This window comes from Azospirillum sp. A26, from assembly GCF_042604635.1.
GTDB classification, from domain to species: Bacteria; Pseudomonadota; Alphaproteobacteria; order Azospirillales; family Azospirillaceae; genus Azospirillum; species Azospirillum palustre.
This window is the reverse complement of sequence record NZ_CP170474.1, coordinates 418,415-438,013: the sequence shown is the minus strand read 5'-3', so window position 1 is coordinate 438,013 and position 19,599 is coordinate 418,415. Positions and strand designations below refer to the sequence as shown.

22 protein-coding genes are annotated in these 19,599 nt (G+C 66.9%); 6 read left to right on the top strand and 16 right to left on the bottom strand.

All coding sequences use genetic code 11. The features are described from left to right. Positions 1-32 precede the first annotated feature (32 nt). From pqqA to ABNQ39_RS25660, 9 genes are all read right to left on the bottom strand, one after another. Complete coding sequence (gene pqqA / locus ABNQ39_RS25700; protein ID WP_085083035.1) at positions 33-113, bottom strand: pyrroloquinoline quinone precursor peptide PqqA; 81 nt, start codon at positions 111-113, stop codon at positions 33-35. 418 nt (positions 114-531) lie between these two features. Next, on the bottom strand, positions 532-1,059 hold the full coding sequence (gene fae, locus ABNQ39_RS25695) for a formaldehyde-activating enzyme (RefSeq protein WP_376963604.1): 528 nt from the start codon (positions 1,057-1,059) through the stop codon (positions 532-534). 303 nt (positions 1,060-1,362) lie between these two features. After that, positions 1,363-1,734, bottom strand: coding sequence for a hypothetical protein (locus ABNQ39_RS25690; RefSeq protein ID WP_376963601.1), 372 nt, complete (start codon positions 1,732-1,734; stop codon positions 1,363-1,365). Between the two features lie 147 nt (positions 1,735-1,881). After that, complete coding sequence (locus ABNQ39_RS25685; RefSeq protein WP_109047351.1) at positions 1,882-2,856, bottom strand: PQQ-dependent catabolism-associated beta-propeller protein; 975 nt, start codon at positions 2,854-2,856, stop codon at positions 1,882-1,884. 27 nt (positions 2,857-2,883) lie between these two features. Further along, positions 2,884-3,999, bottom strand: coding sequence for an ABC transporter substrate-binding protein (locus ABNQ39_RS25680; protein ID WP_376963597.1), 1,116 nt, complete (start codon positions 3,997-3,999; stop codon positions 2,884-2,886). Between the two features lie 124 nt (positions 4,000-4,123). Beyond that, positions 4,124-4,879 carry a formylmethanofuran dehydrogenase subunit C gene (locus tag ABNQ39_RS25675; RefSeq protein WP_376963594.1) on the bottom strand — a complete coding sequence of 252 codons (756 nt, stop codon included), beginning with the start codon at positions 4,877-4,879 and terminating at the stop codon, positions 4,124-4,126. Then, on the bottom strand, positions 4,876-5,799 hold the full coding sequence (fhcD, locus tag ABNQ39_RS25670; protein WP_376963591.1) for a formylmethanofuran--tetrahydromethanopterin N-formyltransferase: 924 nt from the start codon (positions 5,797-5,799) through the stop codon (positions 4,876-4,878). Before fhcD ends, ABNQ39_RS25675 begins: the two co-directional genes overlap by 4 nt. Next, on the bottom strand, positions 5,799-7,475 hold the full coding sequence (locus ABNQ39_RS25665) for a formylmethanofuran dehydrogenase subunit A (protein ID WP_376963588.1): 1,677 nt from the start codon (positions 7,473-7,475) through the stop codon (positions 5,799-5,801). The genes fhcD and ABNQ39_RS25665 overlap by 1 nt, the downstream gene beginning before the upstream one ends. After that, the gene (locus ABNQ39_RS25660) at positions 7,469-8,734 is read right to left on the bottom strand and encodes a formylmethanofuran dehydrogenase (RefSeq protein WP_376963581.1); all 1,266 of its coding nucleotides are present in this window, start codon (positions 8,732-8,734) and stop codon (positions 7,469-7,471) included. The genes ABNQ39_RS25665 and ABNQ39_RS25660 overlap by 7 nt, the downstream gene beginning before the upstream one ends. Before the next feature lie 293 nt (positions 8,735-9,027). Here ABNQ39_RS25660 and ABNQ39_RS25655 point away from each other — a divergent pair, with 293 nt between their 5' ends. Genes ABNQ39_RS25655 through ABNQ39_RS25630 form a run of 6 tightly spaced genes read left to right on the top strand, consistent with a single transcriptional unit; the run spans position 9,028 to position 14,580 of the window. Continuing rightward, positions 9,028-10,044 (top strand): beta-ribofuranosylaminobenzene 5'-phosphate synthase family protein, encoded by a 1,017-nt coding sequence (locus ABNQ39_RS25655; protein WP_376963579.1) that lies wholly within the window; start codon positions 9,028-9,030, stop codon positions 10,042-10,044. A gap of 16 nt (positions 10,045-10,060) precedes the next feature. After that, positions 10,061-10,969: an NAD(P)-dependent methylenetetrahydromethanopterin dehydrogenase gene (locus ABNQ39_RS25650; RefSeq protein WP_376963577.1), complete on the top strand. Its 909-nt coding sequence runs from the start codon at positions 10,061-10,063 to the stop codon at positions 10,967-10,969. Next, the gene (gene mch / locus ABNQ39_RS25645; protein ID WP_376963574.1) at positions 10,966-11,970 is read left to right on the top strand and encodes a methenyltetrahydromethanopterin cyclohydrolase; all 1,005 of its coding nucleotides are present in this window, start codon (positions 10,966-10,968) and stop codon (positions 11,968-11,970) included. Before ABNQ39_RS25650 ends, mch begins: the two co-directional genes overlap by 4 nt. Next, positions 11,967-12,821: a triphosphoribosyl-dephospho-CoA synthase gene (locus tag ABNQ39_RS25640; RefSeq protein WP_376963571.1), complete on the top strand. Its 855-nt coding sequence runs from the start codon at positions 11,967-11,969 to the stop codon at positions 12,819-12,821. Before mch ends, ABNQ39_RS25640 begins: the two co-directional genes overlap by 4 nt. Further along, on the top strand, positions 12,818-13,744 hold the full coding sequence (locus ABNQ39_RS25635; RefSeq protein WP_376963568.1) for a quinoprotein relay system zinc metallohydrolase 2: 927 nt from the start codon (positions 12,818-12,820) through the stop codon (positions 13,742-13,744). Before ABNQ39_RS25640 ends, ABNQ39_RS25635 begins: the two co-directional genes overlap by 4 nt. Positions 13,745-13,755: 11 nt before the next feature. Beyond that, complete coding sequence (locus ABNQ39_RS25630; protein WP_376963565.1) at positions 13,756-14,580, top strand: quinoprotein dehydrogenase-associated SoxYZ-like carrier; 825 nt, start codon at positions 13,756-13,758, stop codon at positions 14,578-14,580. A gap of 5 nt (positions 14,581-14,585) precedes the next feature. Here ABNQ39_RS25630 and ABNQ39_RS25625 read toward each other — a convergent pair whose 3' ends face one another. From ABNQ39_RS25625 to coxB, 7 genes are all read right to left on the bottom strand, one after another. Then, positions 14,586-14,930, bottom strand: a complete 345-nt coding sequence (locus tag ABNQ39_RS25625) for a hypothetical protein (RefSeq protein ID WP_376963562.1) — start codon at positions 14,928-14,930, stop codon at positions 14,586-14,588. Between the two features lie 153 nt (positions 14,931-15,083). Further along, positions 15,084-15,278 carry a hypothetical protein gene (locus tag ABNQ39_RS25620; protein ID WP_149235161.1) on the bottom strand — a complete coding sequence of 65 codons (195 nt, stop codon included), beginning with the start codon at positions 15,276-15,278 and terminating at the stop codon, positions 15,084-15,086. A 196-nt stretch (positions 15,279-15,474) separates the two neighbouring features. Beyond that, positions 15,475-15,948, bottom strand: coding sequence for a hypothetical protein (locus tag ABNQ39_RS25615; RefSeq protein ID WP_376963559.1), 474 nt, complete (start codon positions 15,946-15,948; stop codon positions 15,475-15,477). 44 nt (positions 15,949-15,992) lie between these two features. Next, on the bottom strand, positions 15,993-16,337 hold the full coding sequence (locus tag ABNQ39_RS25610; protein ID WP_376963556.1) for a cytochrome C oxidase subunit IV family protein: 345 nt from the start codon (positions 16,335-16,337) through the stop codon (positions 15,993-15,995). Next, entirely contained in the window at positions 16,334-17,002 is a 669-nt protein-coding gene (locus tag ABNQ39_RS25605) for a cytochrome c oxidase subunit 3 (RefSeq protein WP_376963553.1), read from the bottom strand. The genes ABNQ39_RS25610 and ABNQ39_RS25605 overlap by 4 nt, the downstream gene beginning before the upstream one ends. Beyond that, positions 16,995-18,638 (bottom strand): cytochrome c oxidase subunit I, encoded by a 1,644-nt coding sequence (ctaD, locus tag ABNQ39_RS25600; protein WP_376963550.1) that lies wholly within the window; start codon positions 18,636-18,638, stop codon positions 16,995-16,997. The genes ABNQ39_RS25605 and ctaD overlap by 8 nt, the downstream gene beginning before the upstream one ends. Beyond that, positions 18,635-19,594 (bottom strand): cytochrome c oxidase subunit II, encoded by a 960-nt coding sequence (gene coxB / locus ABNQ39_RS25595; protein WP_376963547.1) that lies wholly within the window; start codon positions 19,592-19,594, stop codon positions 18,635-18,637. The genes ctaD and coxB overlap by 4 nt, the downstream gene beginning before the upstream one ends. Positions 19,595-19,599: the final 5 nt, after the last annotated feature.

Here is a 19,599-nt window from a genome sequence, read left to right as displayed (position 1 = left end):
AAGGATGTTTGGGAATGGATCGCCTTTGCCGGTTACAAACCGGCGCAGGCGTAGGCGTTGATTTCGGTGCCGACCGAAATCTCGACAATCGTCGGCTTGCGCCAAGTCTTCATGTCCGCATCCTCCGCTGGAATGGGCGATCAGGCAACATTGCCGCGGGAGCCCACTAGGAAATTGTACCCGTGAGTCCGCAAGTCAGCCATCATCCCAATGGATAGTCTTAAGATAATTTAGGCCAGATTTGTTGCGCTGCGGCAATAATTATGGGGAATTATCTTGTTGGAATTAGAAAAAATATGTGCGCCGTCCGCTGATTTGCCGCGGAGTTCAAAATAAATGCCTTTTATTAAAAATATAATTGAAGTTTATGGTGATGGCCAGAGGTGTCGTTATTTGCAATTTGCAGATAATGAGATTTTTGGCGCATGGACGGTATCCGGTCCTATCGCGCCGGTCCGGATGCGGCCGGTGGCGTACCCGATGACGGTGATCCGGCCACCGCCATCCTGCAGGACGCCACCGGACCCAGTGTCAGGCGGCGAAGGGATGCTTGGCCGAATCCTTCTGGTTCAGCAGATCCTTGAGGCCTGGATAGCCAGACACCGCGCGCTCGATGGCTTCCTTAGTGGCGCGGTAATTATAGTCCTGGATCTTGGCGTTGTCCTTGGCTTCCCAATGGATGAAGACGCCTACGCAGATGAAGATGTTGTCGATCTCATCCTGCGGGATGGTGCCAGCGGCGACACAGTCGGCGACCGCCTTGGCGACGCCATGCTGGGCCGGCCCGAACATCTGCACCGCCTGTTCCGCCCCCTTGATCGTGACCTTGTTGAACAGGATGGTGGAGGGTTTGCATTGCAGGTTGGGGGCGATGACCGCCAGAAGGCTGGTGAAGCCGTCCTTGTTGTTGGTCAGCGCGTTGCAGAAGGCGGTTTCCGCCGCACTGCCGCGCGGTCCCATGATCAGGTCGATATGGGCGACCTCGTTGCCGTCGCCGACCAAGGATTCGCCCACCAGCACGCGATTGATTTTCGGGGATGACCCCTGCCACATGCCCATCGCCGCTTTCTCCCATGGATTTTGAAATCATTGGAGGACCGTCGCGGTCATGCGGGCATGTCGATCCAGCATGATTGATGGCCGGATAGCTGCAGCCACGGCGTCGGTCACGGCAGGCATTATGGCATCTTGTTTGTTTTGCCAACAAACCCTCAAAAGAGGTTTGGAGTAACTTGAAATCGCAACCGCCGCCGTCCCGTTGACCGTTAAAGGACCGGGATGGCGCGGCCTTTCGGGCCGCGCTACCCCATCTTCGGGAAGGTGGCGGTTGCTTGTCCGTCGGGAAACCGGAAATGGCCCCGGTTACTGGCTCTCCTGCTTGCCGGTCGATTGGCCCGAGCCGCCCTGGGTGACCGGGGCGCCGCCGATCACGCCCTGCCTTTCCTGTTGGAGGGAGCCGCCCGGAAGCTGTCCGGTCGGGGCGCTGGTGCCGTCGGTGGAACTGCCGGAGCTGCCCTGCGGGACCGGAGCGCCGCCGATGGCGCCCTGGCGCTTGCCGGGCAGGGAGTCGGGCGGCAATTGTCCGGTGGTACCGGCCGGGGCGTTCTGCGTGTTGGTACCGGTGGAGCCGCCGGTCGGATTGCCGGTGGATTGCGCCGAGGCCGGCAGCGCGGCAATCGCAAGGCCGGCGGCCAATGCGAGGCCCGTCAAGGGCAGTGTGGTGAAGCGTTTCATCGTGGGTCTCCGGGGATGGTCAATCCTGGCGAGGCGGTTCAGGACCGTCCGGTCCTGCCGCGAGCCGCGTCGGGCCATCGTCGGCAATTTGCCGACGCACCCGGCCATCCCCATCAACCGGACGGTCCGGCAAGGGGTTCCGTCAGTTCATGGCTTGACGACGATGCCCCAGGGCGCGCCGCCGACCGGAATGCTCTTGATCACCTTGTTGCGCTCCAGGTCGATCACCGACAGATCGTTGCTGATGCCGTTGGTGGTGTAGAGCCGCTTCTCGTCGGGGGAGAAGGCGAGGTTCCACACGCGCTGCCCGACCAGGAAATAGCGTTTCACCTCAAGGCTGCCGGTGTCGATCTCGGCGATGCGGTTTGCCGGACCCAGCGCCACGAAGGCGCGCTTGCCGTCCTTCGTCATCTGGATGCCCACGGCTTGGATGGCCTCGCGCCGGACGCCGGTGACCTCGAACCGGATCTTCTTGATCACCTTGTGGGCCGCCGCGTCGATCACGCTGACCGTGCCGCCGATCTCGCTCGACACCCAGACCTGCTTGCCGTCGTCGGTGAAGCGGGCGACGCGCGGCCGGCTGTCCACCAGCACATTGCCGACGACGGCGTGTTTCTCCGTGTCGATGAAGTGTGCCATGTTGGTGGTTTCGGAGGTGTTGACCAGAATCTTGCCGTCGGGGCTGATCCCCATCCCTTCCGGCTCGACGCCGACCTGGATGTTGCCGATGGCCTTGCGTTCGGCGACGTCGATCACCGTCACCATGTTGTCGTTCTCGTTGGCGACGTAAAGCTTCGTTCCGTCGGGCGACAGCACGAACAGTTCCGGATCGGGACCGGACGGCAATGTGTGGACAATCTTGCCGCTGGCGATGTCCACCACGTCGATGCGGTTGTCGTCGCCGACGCACACGTAAAGCTGTGTGCCGTCGGCGCTCAGCGTGATGCCGCGTGGACGCCGGCCGACCTTGATCTTGTTTTTGATCTGAAGGCTGTCGCCGTCGACCACGGCGATCTGGTTGTCCTTCTCGTTGGACACGAAAATGGTTTCGGCGAGGAGGGGCTCGGCAACGAGGACCGGGCCGGCGAGAAGCAGCAGGGTGCAGGACAGCAGGAATCGCATGGTGTGGTCCGCCTTGTTGGTTCCGCCCTATCGGTTGAGACGGCATTTGCTTTCCGGCGCATCGTCGCCGAGCGTGTCGAGAGGTGTGACCGGGTGCAGGAACCCCTCCTGCGGCGATACCGAGACCAGCATCCGCGGCCCGGCGATCAGGATGGGCTGGCGCATCTGCCCGTCCCAGGCGCGGAAGGACAGCGCCTCGCCCTTGAAGCCCGCCAGTTCGAAATCGGGGCTGTGCAGATAGCCGGTCAGGCCATCGAAGCCGGTGGCGCCGGTCCGGGCAGCCGCCTCTCCGACGCTGCGCACCGCCAGCCACGCGGCATAGTCGCGTGGCGTCATCCAGCGTCCGGCCAGCTTTTCGAACCGGTTTTGCAGCTGGGTGCCGCCCCACTGTTCGTTCACCCGCGACCAGGCGGTTGCGGTCAGACCCTGGGTGCCGGCGACCGGGCGCGGATACCAGGTGCGTCCGTCGAGATAGTCGCCGAAATCACCCGCTTCGTCGGCGACGACCAGCACGTCGTAATCCGGCCCCTGGGTCGCGAGCGGGATGTCCGACTGGATGGTGGTGACGCCGGTGTCGGTGCGCCGGTTCCCGGTGTCGAAGGTCCAGGATTTCTCATCGACGATCCGGCCGCCGAAGCGCTTGGCCGCGCGGCGGACGGCGTCGGCATAGAGCGCATCGCCAGGGTCGCGGCCGGTCAGCAGGCTCCACCGCGGCCATTTCTTCCAGGCGAGATACTGTGCCAGTGCATCGGCCAGCATGCGCCGGCTGGGGGCGGTGTGCAGGATGTTGGCGCGGCATTGCTCGTTGCGCAGCGCATCATCGCTGGCGCGCGCGTTGAAAAGCACCATGGACTTGGCTTCCGGCCGGTCGGCGGCGGCGAGCAGCGCATCGGCCGGCAGATCGGCGACGACGAAGCGCACCCCCTCGTCGGCCAGCGCCTTCACCCCGGCGGAGATGTCGCCGTCCTGCGGCAGCACCTGCTCCACCAGCCGGTAGCTCTGTTTCAGGAAGACGCCGGTCGTGTTGTTGTCGGCGAGCGCCAGCCGGGCCCCCTGAAGCCCTTCGTCGGTCGCGACCGGCTCCATGAAGCTGAGCGGGGTGCGTGGATCCTCCTGGCGTGCCAGATAGCCGATCAGCACCACCGTGGCGCCTGGGTCCTGCGAACCGCTTCCCTGGGCGGCTGCCGGTGGCGCAAGGGCCAACAGGCCCAAAAGCGGCAGGGCTGCGGCAACCAGTTGCCGCGGCTTCGATAAGCGGGATCGTCGCTCAGGCCATTGCCAGAATCTCACCATGCCCTCCCTCCGCAAGGTCGCCGATGAACCGATGGGCACGGGTGGTGCCCGCGCGCTCGAACCAGCTTCCGGTTCCCTCCAGGGCGCGCCGCAGCAGATGCAGGAACAGCCAGTCCCGCATGCCTCCGTCGACAAAGCCTCCGGGTGTTTCGTCCTGCGCCCTGCCCAGCAGCAGCGTGCCACGCCGCATGCCGAAGCCCGGATGTGGACCGCAGCCGCCACCGGCGGCCAGCGTCCCCGCGACCATGAAGCCGGCAGCATAGGCGCCGACCGGCCCGTCGACGACGACGATGCCGCGCCGCATCCGTTCGGCCGCGCGGTCACCGGCGCTGCCGCCGACGCCGATCAGCCCGCCGCGCATCCCCAGCGGCAAGCCGGGCAGGGCGCCGCCCAGGGCATCCCCGGCATTGCCGGCAATGCGCAGCAGTCCGCCGCTCATCCCGGCACCGGCATGGCTGCCGGCGTCGCCCTCCACCAGGATGCGTCCGGACGCCATGCCGGCGCCGACCCGGTGCAGGACGGCCTGTCCCGGCCGGATCAGCAAGCCCTCGGCCGCATCGCCCGCCGACACCTCGAACATCCCGCCGACGGTCGCCACCCCACCGCCACAGGGCAGCGGCAGTCCGGCGACCTCATCGGCCGTCAGGCCGGCCAGCCGTTCGGGCAGCAGGGCGGACATGTCCACCGCCATTCCGGCATCGCCGCGGAAGGTCAGGGTCATGCCGCTCATTCCATCCCCTCGCCCATAACCTCATGGAGGTGGAAATGGTGCGGCCCCAGCTTGCCACCGTAATTCCCGGCGGTGATCGCCAGCACGCCGGCCGCCGTTCCCCCGGCCGCCGCGGCGGCAATGCCGGCCCGCATGCCTGTGCGGATCGCCGCCTCGTCGATGCCGTCCAGCACCAGTTCCAGCACCGCTTCGACGTTCGGGGCCAGCAGCGTTTGCGGCTCGACCGCCCGCAGCGTCGGACAGAATCGCGTGTTGGTGGAGGCGATCAACGCCTTGTATTTGGACCCCACCTTGGACCCCGACCGCACCACCCCGCCGGGGAAGGGCAGGATGATGCCGGGCAAGGGCCGGATCGCCGCGACCGCCGCCTCCGCCGCGGCAAGACACTGGCGGTGGCTGGCGGCCAGGATCAGGAAGTTGCCGCCGCCGATGCCCTTGGCCACGGCGACGCTGTCCTCGCAGACGAACTCGCCATCCATCACCGGCAGGCGCCAGAAACGGCGGTCGCCGAATTTCTTGGAAATCTGGTGCCCGTCGCCGAAATAGCGCAAACCCCCGCCGAGCGGAATGCGCTTGGTCCCCTCAAGAAGCCCGGCATAGCAGGCCGACCCCGGCGAGGTCATGATGCATTGCCCGACCCGGTTGACCACCAGCTTGGCGAGGTCGCCGGTGGACATGCCGAAGATCATCACCGCGGCACCCGGCCGGTTGTCCGGCGTTTCCTCCGGTGTCAGCAGCCGTTCCACCGCCGCCTCGCAACCGCAGCCGATGACCGAGGTGGCGAAGCCGGTCAGGCTAGATGTCGCCGCCTCCACCCAGGCGGGCGTGTCGGCGGTGATGACCAGCCGCGTGTAGGTCATCGGAAACGCCTCGGCGAAGGTGTCCTCGACGCGCACGCCGTTGATCTGCATTTCCGCCATCACGGCACCTCCCGCCGCCGGCAGGGATGGAGCTGCGGCCCGGCGCCATGGCGGATTTCCGCGTCCTGGATGCGGAAATGCTTGATCGGCAGGCCGAGCCGCTCGTCGAAATGGCGGGCGATGCGGCGCTCGATCAAATCGTCGTAGCCGGGGCGGACGACATGGGTGCAGCCCTGCGCCATTGCCACCAGCACGCCGTCGCGCACCACCAGCCGGCCGCTTTTGAAGACCAGATCGGGCCGTTCGAACATGCCGCGGCGGTCCGGCACATCGCTGTAGACGGTGACGTCGGCCGAAGCGCCCGGCGCCAGATGGCCGCGGTCGGCAAGCCCCAGGATGCGGGCCGGCGCCGCGCGGGTCATGATGGCGATCTCGGCCAGCGTGTATTCGCGGGTGATGGAGCCCAGCGTGGTGTGGGCCGGCGCGTCGGGATGGATTTCGGCCAGCTTCGCCAGCCGGTAATCGCGGTCCATCAGCAGCCAGATCAGTTCCGGATAGAAGGTGAAGGGCGCGCCGTTGGGGTGGTCGGTGGTCAGGAACACCCGCCAGGGATCGTCGAGCAGCAGGAAAAGCTCCAGACCGATTGCCCATTGCAGCGCGTTGACATAGGACGTGTCGCGGTAGCGGAAGGGGACCACGCCGCAGCCGGCGTCGCATTCGATGTCCATCGCCAGCCATTTGCGGGGGTGGGCAAGCGGTGCCGTGTGGCGTTGCGCCATGGTGTCGGCCGATGCCGTTACCGTCTGCCCGAACATCACCTGCCCGATGTCCACCGACAGCGTCGGCGTCCGGTTCACCGCCTCCGCCAGCGCCGCGGCACCCGAGGAAAATTTGCGGTCTCCCACCGTGTCGTAGCTGTGGAACTGGATGTGTGTCATGTGCATCGGCAGCCCCGATGCCGCCTGGATGGTGTCGAGCGTCGTCGCGACGTTGCCGGGAACCCCCAGATTGCAGCCATGGACATGCAGCGGGTGGGGCAGCCCCAGCTCGTAGACCGCACGGGCCAGCACCGTCAGGACGCTGCGCGGCGTGACGCCGTAATGCGGCCCGGCCTCGTCCAGGTCGAGCGAGCGGGCGTTGAACTTGAAGGCGTTGATGCCGCCGGGATTGACCACCTTGACGGCAAGGCTCTGGGTCGCCGTCAGCATCCAGGCGACATAATCGTTGACCGCCGCCTGCCCGGCGTTGGTGGCGATCAGATCCAGCAGGAAATCGTCGTTTCCCAGCACCAGATAGCCGCCGGTGTCGATATAGGGGATGTCGCTCATCTCCAGATGCGCATGCCGGGCGTTGGAGCCCAACATCGCCGGCTCGAAGGCGGCGGTGAATCCCATCTCGATATAGCGGGCGCCGGTGGTGTGGGTGGACGGCGTGGCGATGCCGCTGCCGCCCCCGATCCTATTGTGGCCGCAGGCATGGCCGGCGAAGCGGTGCCGGTCGTGCTCCTCCCCCATCAGCAGGCGGGCGAGGTTCACCTTGCCGCCGGCGATGTGGCTGTGGATGTCGATGGCGCCGGCCATCACCACTTTGCCGGTCACGTCATGCACCGCGTCCGGCGCGGCGCCCGGCCCCGGATCGGCGGCGATGCGGTCGTCGCGCAGCCAGAGGTCGGCAACCTCGCCATGCCGCCCATTGGCCGGGTCGAACAGCCGCCCGCCGGTGAGCTTCGTCAGCATCCGGCGGCCTCCCTGGTTCTGGCGTTTTGGCCGAGTGCCGCCAGCATCCGGCCGATCACGTCGGCGACGCTCGGCAGGCTCCTTTCGATCAGGGCGCCGGCATGCAAAGCCACTACGCTGTCGGCGCGGAACACGTCGCCAGGATGGTCGATGCCCGGGGTGCCGACCGGAATGAACAGCACCGGCTCCGGCACAACTATCGTCTCCGGCGGCGCCAGCATGATGACGCTGCCGCCGGTGGCGAGGGACGGTGCATCCGGACGGAAAGCGGAAATCCACAGCGTCACGTCGGCATCGCGCAGGCGCGTGCGCCAGTCGAAGCGTTCCGGATCGTGCAGCGGCCCGCCGCCATCGAAACCGGTGCGCAAGGGAAAGCCGGTGCGCCAGCCGCAGGCCTGATTGGCGCCGATCAGGTTGTCGGCCCCGGACAAGGGAAGACCGGCGCAGCGGGTGGTGCCGTCCACCGTACGGATCAGGCGCACCACCCCCTCGACGATCAGGTCCGGCTGCGGCCCCTCGAACAGCCCCGCCGCCCACACCACCACCGCATAGCGGGCGGAGCGCAACCGGGCCGCCAAGGCCGCCATCGGATCGTCCGCCGCCGACCGTCCGGCCAATGCTGTCCTCAACCGGCCGACCAGCGTCGCCAGATCGGTCTCAGCGCCGGTGTCCACCCCGCTTGTTTCGATCCTGCCGCCAAGGCACCGCACGGTTTCCGGCAGCGGTTCCCCGCCCAGGAAGACGACGTTCCGGCCAGTGCCGGCCGCGAAGGCCGATTCCGGGACCACCCAGCGCTCCCACAGGCGCGGAAAGGCCGCGGCCGGGTCAGGTCCCACGACCAGGACGAGGTCGCAGCGGTTGCGCAACTCCGCCAGCGTGGTCACCGACCAGCCGAAGCGGCGCAGGACCGACAGATTGCGGAACAGGGCATCCGAGCGCTCATGATCCACGGTCGCGCCGATGCGTTCGGCGAGGCTGAGCGCGGCGAGCACGCCTTCCACATCGGCCGCCAGTCCGGCGATCAGCGGCGCGCGGCTGGATCGCAGCAACCGGACTGCCTCGGCAATCGCGTCGTCCATGGAAATGGCGGCTCCGTCCAGACGGGCATCCGTCGGCACCGCCATGGAGCGTCGGAAGAGCCGGTCGGCCTGCGGGCAGCCGCTCGGCCGTGGAGCGATACCGGACTGGTCCCGGTCGATCCCGATGTCGCCGCAGCCGAGCCCGCAGAACGGACAGAGAGTGTCGGGGTGGAAGGTCATGGCCCCCCAATCGCCTGAGCGGGAAGAACGAAGTCAGACCGAAGAATTCAAGTCGAACTCAAGGACGTTGGCGATCTTCGCCACGATCCGCCCAAGAACCGGCCCCAACATTGAGGGTCCGATGCTTGGACATGGTCGGTCCCCGACAGGCAAAGCGTCCGCTTCATGCCCGGTTTCCTCCCTGGATATGTCTTGCCCCGTTCGGGCTACCGCGCGTGGATACTCGTTCGCGCTACGGACAATTTTGTTCGTAACGCTAACATTGTGCGGTGACCCGCGCAAAGGGAATGCAGATGAGCCACCAGCGCAATCGGATAGGGGAGGTGTGGGTCCGTGCGCCTGCGCGCCTGCATGCCGGCTTCGTCGATCTGAACGGTGGGCTGGGGCGCCGCTTCGGCAGTCTCGGCATCGCCATCGACCGCCCGGCCATCGCCCTGCGTGTCCGGCCCGCCGACCGGCTGACCGTCAGCGGTCCATCGGCGGAGCGTGTCCGCCGCAGCATCGAACGGCTTGGGCGCGAAGCCGGGCTGCCCGACGCCGTCACGGTGACGGTGCAGGAGGCGATCCCGCCCCATGTCGGGCTGGGTTCCGGCACCCAGACGGACCTCGCCGTCGCCGCGGCGCTGGTTTGCCTGGAAGGGCGCGGCACTGCTGCCCGCGATCTGGCCCGCGCGCTGGAGCGGGGGGCCCGGTCCGGCATCGGGCTGGCGGCCTTCGAGCAGGGCGGGGTGCTGCTTGACGGTGGCCGGGGCGGGCTCGACGCCGCGCCGCCGGTGATCGCGCGGGCGCCGTTTCCGGAGGAGTGGCGCATCCTGCTCCTGCTCCATCGCGGCGGCCACGGCCTGCACGGTGCGCCGGAGGCCGAGGCATTCCGTCGGTTGCCGCCCTTTTCGCCCGACGCCGCGGCGCATCTGTGCCGGCTGATGCTGATGGTCGCCCTGCCGGCGTTGGCCGAGGGCGACGTTGACCGGTTCGGACAGGCCATCGGCGAGCTTCAGCGCACGGTCGGCGACCATTTCGCACCCGCCCAGGGCGGCCGCTTCACCAGCCCCCTGGTGGCCGAGGCGCTGGCCTGGCTGGAGGCGCAGGGGATCGCCGGGGTCGGCCAGAGCAGTTGGGGGCCGACCGGGTTCGCCGTCATCGGCGATGCCCGACAGGCGGAGCGGCTGGCCTGTGAGATACGCACGCGCTGGACCGGTTCACCGCTGGAGGTGATGGTCTGCCGCGGACGGAATGTCGGTGCGACGGTGCGGAACCTGTCCGCCGAGGCGGACTTCACGCCCGCGATACGACGGGCAGCGGGGGAATGACCGGAGGGAGACAGGCATGGGCGCCCCTTATGTGCTGCACATGATCACGCCGCTGGCAAATGTCAGCCCGTTTGACGTCAACATGGCGGTGGATGCCGGCATCGACACGGTGGTTCCCTACACCGGCATCGAGACCGCGCAGGTCGAAGCGCTGACGCAGGACGCCATGTTCTCCCGCGATCCGAAGAACGCGGCCCGCACCGGCCTGTTCATCGGCGGGCGCGATGCGGCAATGGCGCTGGACATGCTGGAGGTGGCACGCAAGGCGATGTTCCCGCCCTTCCGGATCTCGGTCTTCGCCGACCCGTCGGGCGCCTTCACCACCGCCGCCGCCATGGTCGCCGTGGTCGAACGTGCGCTGCGGCGGCTGGGGGCGGAGGGCCTGACCGGCCTGGATGTGCAGGTCTATGGCGCCACCGGCGTCGTCGGCGGCATCGCCGGACTGATCGCCGCCCAGGCCGGGGGCAGCGTCACCCTGGTCAGCCACCGTGGCGTGTCGGCGGTGCAGGGCAAAGCGGAGGAGTTCGGCCGTCGTTATGGCGTCACGCTGTCCTGCGCCGACACATCGACCGGCGGCAAGGCCGCGCTGATGGAGCGGGCGGAGGTCGTGCTGGCTTGCGGCAAGGCGGGGGTGACCGTGCTGACCGCCGACGATTTGCGTGCGGCCAAGCGTCTGCGCGTCGTCGCCGACATCAACGCCGTGTCGCCGGTCGGGGTGGAGGGTGTCGGCGTGCAGGATGACGGTGCCACCTTGCCTGCCCAAACGAACGCGGTCGGCATCGGCGCTCTCGCCATCGGCAACGTCAAGTTCAAGGTCCAGCATCATCTGCTGGAGCGGATGCAGACCGGTGGCACCGCCGCCGCCTTCGATTTCCAGGACGCGATGGACGCGGCGCGGACCATCGTTGGAAAAGGCAAATCATGACTCACCGTGCGATGATCGGGTACCCCAGCCTGTCGGCCCTGTCCGCTCCGCTCGCCGCCGCTCTGGTCGCCGATGCGGTGCGGTTGCGGCTCGGCATCGACCGCGTGGCCGGCGCCACCATCGTCGATGGCGGGATCGCCCATCCCGGCGGGCTGGAGGCCGGACGCCGCATCGCCGAACTGTGCATGGGCGGTCTCGGCCGGGTGACACTCCAGGCCGACACCCAGTCGGACCTCTGGCCCTTCCAGGTCGCGGTGCACAGCACCGATCCGGTGCTGGCCTGCCTCGGCAGCCAATATGCCGGCTGGAGCCTGTCGCACAAGGACGAGGGGCGCTCCTTCTTCGCGCTTGGTTCCGGCCCCGGCCGCGCACTCGCCCGCAAGGAACCGCTGTTCGACGAGCTGGGCTATACGGACAGCGGCGACCATGCGGTGCTGGTGCTGGAAAGCGGCACCGTCCCGCCGGCGCCGCTGGTCGAGCGGATTGCCGCCGATTGCGGGGTGGCGGCGGAGCGGCTGACGCTGGTGCTGACGCCGACGGCCAGCCTCGCCGGCACGGTGCAGATCGTCGCCCGCGTGCTGGAAGTCGCCATGCACAAGGTGCACGTATTGGGCTTCCCGCTCGGCCATGTCGCCGACGGCATCGGCGTCGCCCCGTTGCCGCCGCCCGGCAAGGGCTTCGTCGAGGCGATGGGGCGGACCAACGACGCCATCCTGTTCGGCGGCACCGTCCAGCTTTTCGTCACCGGACCCGACGATGCCGCCGCCGATCTGGCGAAACGCCTGCCCAGCACGGAGTCCCGCGATTACGGCCGCCCTTTCGCCGAGGTGTTCGCGGCGGTGAACAAGGACTTCTACGCCATCGACCCGCTGCTGTTCGCCCCGGCGCGCGTGGTGGTCACCGCACTCGACAGTGGCCGCAGCTTCCACGGCGGGCATCTTGCCTCGGACATGCTCGACCGGTCCTTCGGTGGGGCGGAGGGTGCGGGAACGGCGGGATGAACGCTGCGACCGCGGAACTGTTCATGGCTGTTTGCCGGGCGGAGGTGATGGCGCTGAAGCCCGGCAACGTCCATGTGCATGCTGCCGGCCATGGCATGACGGTGGAGGACTTCCTTCTGTCGGCGGAGGCCGCAGCGCCCGAGATCGCCCGCTCCAGCGTTCCGGTCGGTGAACGCATCCTGAGGGCGGTCCGGGCCACCCGGTCGGTGGTTGGCTGCAACACCAACCTGGGCATCCTGCTGCTGTGCGCCCCGCTGGCCCGCGCCGCCGAGATTCCAAAAACGCGCCCGCTGCGGGACAGGCTGGCCTCAGTGCTGGCGGCGTTAACGGTGGAGGATGCCGAGGCAGCCTTCGAGGCGATCCGCCATGCATCGCCCGGCGGGTTGGGTCATGCCGCGGAGCATGACGTCGCCGGCCCGGCGAGGGTGGATCTGCGCACCGCCATGGCGGCGGCCCGGTCGCGCGACCGCATCGCCGCCCAATATGCCGACGGCTTTCGGGATGTCTTCGACATCGGCGTCGCCCGCGCCCGGTCGATGCCGGACAGCGACGCCGTCACGCGCGCAGAAACCATTTATCTGGAGTTCCTGACCGCCTTTCCCGACAGCCATGTCCTGCGCAAGCATGGGGAGGATCGCGCCACGGCCATGCTGTCCGAAGCCCGCGATGTGCGCCGGCAGGTCGCTGCGGCATCCTCGGCGGCCCTCCGGCGCGAGCATCTGTTCGTCTTCGATGCGCGCTTGAAATGGCAGGGCATCAACCCCGGCACCTCCGCCGACCTGACCGTCGCCAGCCTGTTCGCCCATCGTCTGGAGGACCGGGATGCCGACTGCAAAGGCCTAGGGACATGAGGACCACCATCGGCCTCAAGGTCGGCGGCGCTGTGCTATGCCTCCTCGTTGCAGCTCTGCCTGCGTCGGCGGAACCGCTGGCCATGACGGAGGTGGCGCCCGGGGTCTTCGTCCACCAGGGGGCCATCGCCGAGCCAGCGCCGGACAACGCTGGCGATACGGCCAACATGGGCTTCATCGTCGGCGACAGCTTCGTCGCGGTCGTCGACACCGGCGGCACGCCGGAGTTGGGGGTGCGTCTGCGCGAGGCCATTGCGGTGCGGACCGACAGGAAACCGGTCATCGTCATCAACACCCACATGCACCCCGACCATGTCTTCGGCAATGTCGCTTTCGCCGGCGTGCCCATCGCCGGCCATGCCAACCTGCGCGACGCGCTGGCGGCCCGCCAGGAGGTCTACCGTCAACGGCTGACCGAGGAGCTGGGTGCCGGAGCGGCGGCCGGGATCGCCCCGGTCCGGGTGGACCGGCCGGTGGCGGAAGAGGTGCGGGTCGACCTCGGCAACCGCATCCTCGTGCTGACCGCCTATCCGACCGCGCACACCAACAACGACCTGACCGTCTTCGACCGCAAGACAGGGACGCTGTTCACGGGCGACCTGCTGTTCGTCGACCATGTCCCGGCCGTCGACGGCAATGCCATGGGCTGGCTTCGGGTGATCGACCGGCTGGAGCGGGTGCCGGCGGTGCGTGCCGTTCCCGGCCATGGGCCGGCCCGCGTGGCCTGGCCGGGAGCGCTGGATGCCCAGCGGCGCTACCTGACGGTGCTGGTGGAGGGTGTGCGTCGGGTGTTGAAGGCGGGCGGCGGCATCCAGGATGCCGTTGCCCATGTGGCGGAGGAGGAACGGGAGCGCTGGCTGTTGTTCGATGCATACAACCCGCGCAACGTCACGGCGACCTTCGCCGAACTGGAATGGGAATAGGAGCGGGAGCGATGATGCGATATCCGCCGATGGGGCTGCTGGCCGGCCTCCTGATCGTCCTGTCCATGCCGGCTCTTGCCGCCACCGATGCGGCGGAGGATGCCGCGCGCTGGGACATTCTGCACGACATGTATTTCAAGGACCGCCCGGTCGAGGAGGCCGGCGCCCTCATCCGCATCGACGCGCCGGCCCGCGCCCATGACGCGGCGCTGGTCCCGGTGCGAATCGAGGTGGAGCCGTCGCTTCGCCTGAAGTCGCTGTCCCTGCTGGTCGACAAGAACCCGGTGCCGCTGGCTGCCACCTTCCGCTTCGGCCCGGCCAGCGCCGGCAGCGGCATCGAGACCCGCGTGCGCGTCAACGAATACACGAATATCCATGCGGTGGGCGAGACCGAGGACGGCCGATTGCTGATGACGGCGGTCTATGTGAAGGCCGCCGGCGGCTGCTCCGCCCCCGCCGTCAAGGACCCGCAGGAGGCGATGGCGCGTCTCGGCCGCATCAAGGTGAAGCTTCCGGAAACGCTGTCTTCCGGCAGCCCCGCCACCGCCCAGGTCATGGTCAGCCACCCCAACAGCAGCGGGCTTCAGTTCGATCAGGTCAGCCGCACCTACATCCCCGCCCATTATATCCAGTCGATCGTCATTCGCGCCGGCAGCCAGACGGTGCTGGAGGCGGACACCGACATTTCCATCAGCGAGGATCCGAACCTGCGCTTCAGCTTCCTGCCCACCGGGGGCGGCAGCTTGGAGGTGGTCGCGCAGGACACCAAGGGCGCCATCTTCACCCACAGCATTCCTTTGACAGCCGCTGCCGCCAAAGGCGATCCGGCGCTATAGCCTTCTCAAAAGCACTGGCGGTCTGCGGCGACCTGGGCTTGGCGGAAGCGGTCCATCAGGTCCTTGGCCCATCCGGAGCTGCGGAAGATTCCGGCCCGCTCGCCCGGCTGGTCGGCCATCACCTTCACCGTCTCGATGGCGGTGTAGTCGTCATAGGTGATGCGGTCGGCGATGGCGTCGATGCTGCATGCGCATTTCTCCATGACGATGTGCGACTGCCCGTTCGACGCCATGCAGGCGATCACGTAATCGGCCCGCGCCGCCGTGGGGTAGTCGTTGGCCGGGCCGGCTGCTGCCGGAGCAGCCGACAGCAAGGCCGCGGCAAGGATGAACGCGATGCGAACAGGCATGCCCAAACCCCTTCCATCCCTGTCCATGGGTCTAATCCATGGACCATCGATGATTGCCATATATAACAATCATGGATACGGATGGAATTGGGGTGCTCAAAAGAGTTGGGCCTCTTTCGAGGAAATGCGATGCTGCCGCCGGATCCTGTGAGGTCAGACTTGGCGCGGTTCGCACTTCCAGCGGCGCACGGTGTATTTCGGGTGCTGCTCCGCCCATTCGGCGGCCCGGAACAGGCCGGTGCGCGAACAGGCCATCACGTTGACGAACGGTTCCTGGAACTGCGGGCGTTCGACCGTGCAGCGGTCCGGACTGGAAACAAGGCAAACCACGAAGATCAACTCGATCATGACAACTCCAGCCGTCATGGAGTGGGGGAGTGACCTCGGTTGGGCGCCTCGATCCGGCGGGCGGCCGTCCAGGTTCATGAGCGGGGGTTATGTTGCACTGCACACAAAATCCGTGCAGGAGTCAAGCATGGCTTATGGAAAACCAATTTTGCCTTAACAAGGCGAGGCGGCTCATCGTCCCGCTGCGCTTTCTCACCTACCCCTGCATTGCCTTGGCAAGAAACCGGTCGATTACCAGCGCGACCGCTTCGCTGTCGAGATCGTCCAACCGGCAGCTCTGTACGTCTGTCGTCTTCACCGGCGTCAGGTAGTTTTCCGAAATGGAGGTCGTGCCGTCCTCCCCGACATGGATGGTCATGTAGGCGCGCGGCGCATCCTCGGCGTTGTCGATGGAGGTGAAATGGACGATGGCGCGCGGCATCTCGTGGACGAGGCCGATGTCCTCCTGGAACCACACGGTGCCGACATCGCGGACGATTTGCTGCCGGGATTCGACAATCGGCCGGATGATGCGGCTGTGCAGGTCGCGGATGTCCGTCAGTACCACGAGCTTGCGGCGATTGCGGTCGCCCTCGCCGAAATGCCCGGCCGTATTGTGCCTTGCCGCGTCCAGCATCCGGCGGGTGCGGACCACGGCATCGACAAGCCGGCTGGTGGCGTCCGAGTGCATCGCGTCTGACTCCTTGTTCCGGCAAACCTGTTCCCGCAAGGCGCTCAGTGGTCGCCCGACTGGTATTCCCGGCCGGTCGGCGCCGACAGGTCGCCAGCGGGTTCAACCTTGCGGGTCAGATAATCGGTGGCCGACAGAGCGAACATGACCGCCAGCCAGAACAGTCCGGCCGCCGCCGCGGCACGGGTCAGCGCCGGGGCGCGGAACAGCTTCATGAACAGCGCCAACACCAGAAGCGCCTTCGCCGCCGAGATGCCCAGCGCCAGCACGAGGTTCAGCGGGCCCGGCATCGGCACATAGGCAAGGGCCAGCGTCGCCCCCAGCAGTCCCACCAGTGCTGCCCAGGTGAACAGATAGGTGCGCGGAAGTCCTGTCGTCCCTGTCGTCATGGGCCGCTCCGTCCGACCAGATAGATCAGCGGGTAGAGGAAGATCCAGACGATGTCGACGAAATGCCAGTACAGGCCCGTCACCTCCACCGGCGTGTAATAACGCGCCGAGAAGGCGCCGCGCCGCGCCCGCACCGCCAGCAGTGCGATCAGGACGATGCCGATTGTGACATGGATGCCGTGCAGACCGGTCAGCAAAAAATAGAGGAAATAGAACAGCTCGATGGTCCGGGCATGCGGACCGTCCTGATGGAAATTCAGCCCTGGCACCAGATGCTCGGTCCACTCGCCGTGGTATTCGTAGCCCTTCAGCCCCAGGAACAGCAGCCCCAGCAGCGCCGTGGCCGTCAGCAGCCGCGTCAGCGCCTTTCGCCGGCCCTGCTCCGCGGCATGGACGGCCCAGGCCATGGTGAAGCTGCTGGTCAGCAGCACCAGCGTGTTGACCGATCCGATGACGACCTTGGTGTGGCGTCCTGCTTCCGCCACGCCCTCCGGATGGCTGGCGCGCAGCCATGTGTAGGCCAGCAGCAATCCGCCGAAGAACAGCACCTCCGTTGCCAGGAATACCCACATGCCGAAGCTGGCGGCCTCCGCCTGCTGCTCCGCCGTTGCGTATTGCGATTCCGGCTGGGGAGCTCTTTGGGAAACGGGCGCCGCGTCAGACATCCTGCGGCTCCGGTTCCGGCCGGTACTGGTAGGGTGGGCGGGTGACGGTCGGCGTCCGGTCGAAATTGTGGGTGGGGGGAGGGGAAGAGGTCTGCCATTCCAGCCCGGTCGCCGCCCACGGGTTGGCGCCCGCCCGCTTGCCGCGGAACAGCGACCAGCCGAGATAGAAGAAGGGCAGGGCATAGCCGACCGCCAGCACCGACGCTCCGGCCGAGGAGAGGATGTTCCAGGTCTGGAATTCCGGTGGGTAGGAATAGTAACGCCGCTCCATGCCCAGATAGCCCAGGATGAACTGCGGGAAGAAGGTCAGGTTGAAGCCGAAGAAGATCAGCAATGCCGCGATGCGCGCCCACCATTCCGGATAGAGCCGCCCGGTCACTTTCGGCCACCAGTAATGCAGCCCGCCGAAATAGGCGCTGACCATGCCGCCGACCATGATGTAGTGGAAGTGCGCCACGACGAAATAGGTGTCGGTGACATGGACGTCGAAGGCGAGGTTGGCGACGAACAGTCCGGTCAGCCCGCCGATGGTGAACAGCCCGATGAAGCCCAGGGCATACAGCATGGGGGCGTCGAAGCTGATCCAGCCCTTGTGCAGCGTGGCGGTCCAGTTGAACACCTTGATCGCCGAAGGCACTGCGATGACGTAGCTGAGCAATGAGAAGACCAGCCCGGCATAGAGCGAGATGCCGGCGACGAACATGTGGTGCGCCCAAACGAAGAAGCCGATGACCGAGATGGCGATGCTCGACCACACCACGAACTTGTATCCGAACAGCGGCTTGCGGGCGAAGCAGGGCACGATCTCGCTGATCACGCCAAACCCCGGCAGGATCATGATGTAGACGGCGGGGTGGGAGTAGAACCAGAACAGATGCTGGAACAGCAGCGGGTCGCCGCCCAGTGCCGGGTCGAAGATGCCCACCTTCAGCAGCCGTTCCGCCGCCACCAATATCAGCGTGATCGCCAGCACGGGCGTCGCCAGCACCATGATGACGGAGGTGGCATAGTTTGACCAGACGAACACCGGCAGCCGGTACCACGTCATCCCCGGTGCCCGCATCCGGTGGGTTGTGACGATGAAGTTCAGCCCGGTCAGGATCGACGAAAATCCCACCGCGAGCACGGCGGCCAGCGCCAGCACCACATAGCCGTTGGAATAGAGCGAGGAGAACGGCGTGTAGAAGGTCCAGCCGGTATCGACCCCGCCGATCAGGATGGCGAACAGCGCCAGGAACCCGGCCCCAACATACAGATACCAGCTGAGCAGGTTCAAACGCGGAAAGGCCAGATCCTTGGCCCCGATCATCAGCGGGATCAGGAAATTTCCCATGGTGTTGGGGATGGACGGGATCAGGAAGAACCAGACCATGATCACGCCATGCAGCGTGAACAGCCGGTTGTAGATGTCCGGCGTGAAGATACCCGGCGGCGTCACCAGATTGAGCCGGATCAGCGTCGCCGCCGCTCCGCCGACGAAGAAGAAGAAGGTGATCGACAGGGTGTAGAGGATGGCGATCCGCTTGTGGTCCCTGGTCAGCAGCCAGGAGCGCAGCGTGACGCCACCCTCCGTCAGGTAGTTCTTCGTCGCGACGACGGGTTCTTCCGGTTTGCCGGTCACGGTTGCGGTCGTCATCGGGCAGGCCTTTCCGCGCTGTCAGCAGTTTTGTCGGCAAGCGATTTGATGTAGGCGACGAGCTTCAACAGATCGTCCTCGCCGATCTGCCCGGCGAAGGAGGGCATGACCGGGGGATAGCCGGCGGCGATCTCCGCCTTGGGCATCAGGATCGAATCGCGCAGATAGCGGTCGTCGGCGATGACGGTGCGCCCGCCCTCCAGCGGCACCGGGCGGCCGAACAGCCCCTCCAGCCTTGGCGCGTGGACGGTGCTGGCGCCGCCATGGCAGCCGCTGCAACCGTAGCTGCGGAACAGCGCCTCCCCCTCCTGCGCCAGGCTGGGTCCGGGATCCTGGCTGTCCAGCCAGCGCTGGAAGTCGGACGGCTCCATCACCATGACGGTGCCGCCCATCCGCGCATGCCAGGTGCCGCAGAACTCGGCGCAGAACAGCCGGTATTCGCCGACCTCCGTCGGGGTGAACCACAGCGTCTCGTACCGGCCGGGGACGGCGTCCTGGCGGATGCGGAAGGCAGGGATGGCGAAGTCGTGGATCACGTCCTGGGAGGTCAGCACCAGCCGCACCGGCCTGCCGACCGGGACATGCAGCGTGTCGATCTCGCGCTGGCCGCCGGGATGCTCGATCTTCCACATCCACTGCTTGCCGACGACATAGATATCGGTGGCGTCACTGGGGGGGCTGTGGATGCGGACATAGAGGTTCGCCCCCCAGAAATAGAGGACGAGGAAGGCGGCGAAGGTCAGGCCGGTCCAGGCGACCTCGACCCTCCAGGTGCGGCCCAGCCGGTTGCCGCGCTCCACCTTGCTGCCTTTGCGGTAGCGGACGCAGAACAGGATCATCAGCCCGAAGACCAGCAGCAGGATGAAGGCGCTGACCCCCAACAGGGCGGCGAACAGCCAGTCCATGTCCGCCGCATGGGCCGACGCGCTGGGCGGGAGGAGTTGCAGGCTTCCCATCGCCG

Coding starts and splice junctions, on each gene's coding strand:
- ABNQ39_RS25650 (WP_376963577.1), top strand. CDS start 10,061: ATGGGCGCCCCTTATGTGCTGCACATGATCACGCCGCTGGCAAATGTC.
- ABNQ39_RS25675 (WP_376963594.1), bottom strand. CDS start 4,879: ATGAGCGGCATGACCCTGACCTTCCGCGGCGATGCCGGAATGGCGGTG.
- ABNQ39_RS25630 (WP_376963565.1), top strand. CDS start 13,756: ATGATGCGATATCCGCCGATGGGGCTGCTGGCCGGCCTCCTGATCGTC.
- ABNQ39_RS25620 (WP_149235161.1), bottom strand. CDS start 15,278: ATGATCGAGTTGATCTTCGTGGTTTGCCTTGTTTCCAGTCCGGACCGC.
- mch (WP_376963574.1), top strand. CDS start 10,966: ATGACTCACCGTGCGATGATCGGGTACCCCAGCCTGTCGGCCCTGTCC.
- ABNQ39_RS25690 (WP_376963601.1), bottom strand. CDS start 1,734: ATGAAACGCTTCACCACACTGCCCTTGACGGGCCTCGCATTGGCCGCC.
- ABNQ39_RS25635 (WP_376963568.1), top strand. CDS start 12,818: ATGAGGACCACCATCGGCCTCAAGGTCGGCGGCGCTGTGCTATGCCTC.
- ABNQ39_RS25605 (WP_376963553.1), bottom strand. CDS start 17,002: ATGTCTGACGCGGCGCCCGTTTCCCAAAGAGCTCCCCAGCCGGAATCG.
- ABNQ39_RS25655 (WP_376963579.1), top strand. CDS start 9,028: ATGAGCCACCAGCGCAATCGGATAGGGGAGGTGTGGGTCCGTGCGCCT.
- pqqA (WP_085083035.1), bottom strand. CDS start 113: ATGAAGACTTGGCGCAAGCCGACGATTGTCGAGATTTCGGTCGGCACC.
- ABNQ39_RS25640 (WP_376963571.1), top strand. CDS start 11,967: ATGAACGCTGCGACCGCGGAACTGTTCATGGCTGTTTGCCGGGCGGAG.
- ABNQ39_RS25625 (WP_376963562.1), bottom strand. CDS start 14,930: ATGCCTGTTCGCATCGCGTTCATCCTTGCCGCGGCCTTGCTGTCGGCT.
- ABNQ39_RS25685 (WP_109047351.1), bottom strand. CDS start 2,856: ATGCGATTCCTGCTGTCCTGCACCCTGCTGCTTCTCGCCGGCCCGGTC.
- ABNQ39_RS25610 (WP_376963556.1), bottom strand. CDS start 16,337: ATGACGACAGGGACGACAGGACTTCCGCGCACCTATCTGTTCACCTGG.
- ABNQ39_RS25665 (WP_376963588.1), bottom strand. CDS start 7,475: ATGCTGACGAAGCTCACCGGCGGGCGGCTGTTCGACCCGGCCAATGGG.
- ABNQ39_RS25660 (WP_376963581.1), bottom strand. CDS start 8,734: ATGACCTTCCACCCCGACACTCTCTGTCCGTTCTGCGGGCTCGGCTGC.
- fae (WP_376963604.1), bottom strand. CDS start 1,059: ATGGGCATGTGGCAGGGGTCATCCCCGAAAATCAATCGCGTGCTGGTG.
- coxB (WP_376963547.1), bottom strand. CDS start 19,594: ATGGGAAGCCTGCAACTCCTCCCGCCCAGCGCGTCGGCCCATGCGGCG.
- fhcD (WP_376963591.1), bottom strand. CDS start 5,799: ATGGCGGAAATGCAGATCAACGGCGTGCGCGTCGAGGACACCTTCGCC.
- ctaD (WP_376963550.1), bottom strand. CDS start 18,638: ATGACGACCGCAACCGTGACCGGCAAACCGGAAGAACCCGTCGTCGCG.
- ABNQ39_RS25615 (WP_376963559.1), bottom strand. CDS start 15,948: ATGCACTCGGACGCCACCAGCCGGCTTGTCGATGCCGTGGTCCGCACC.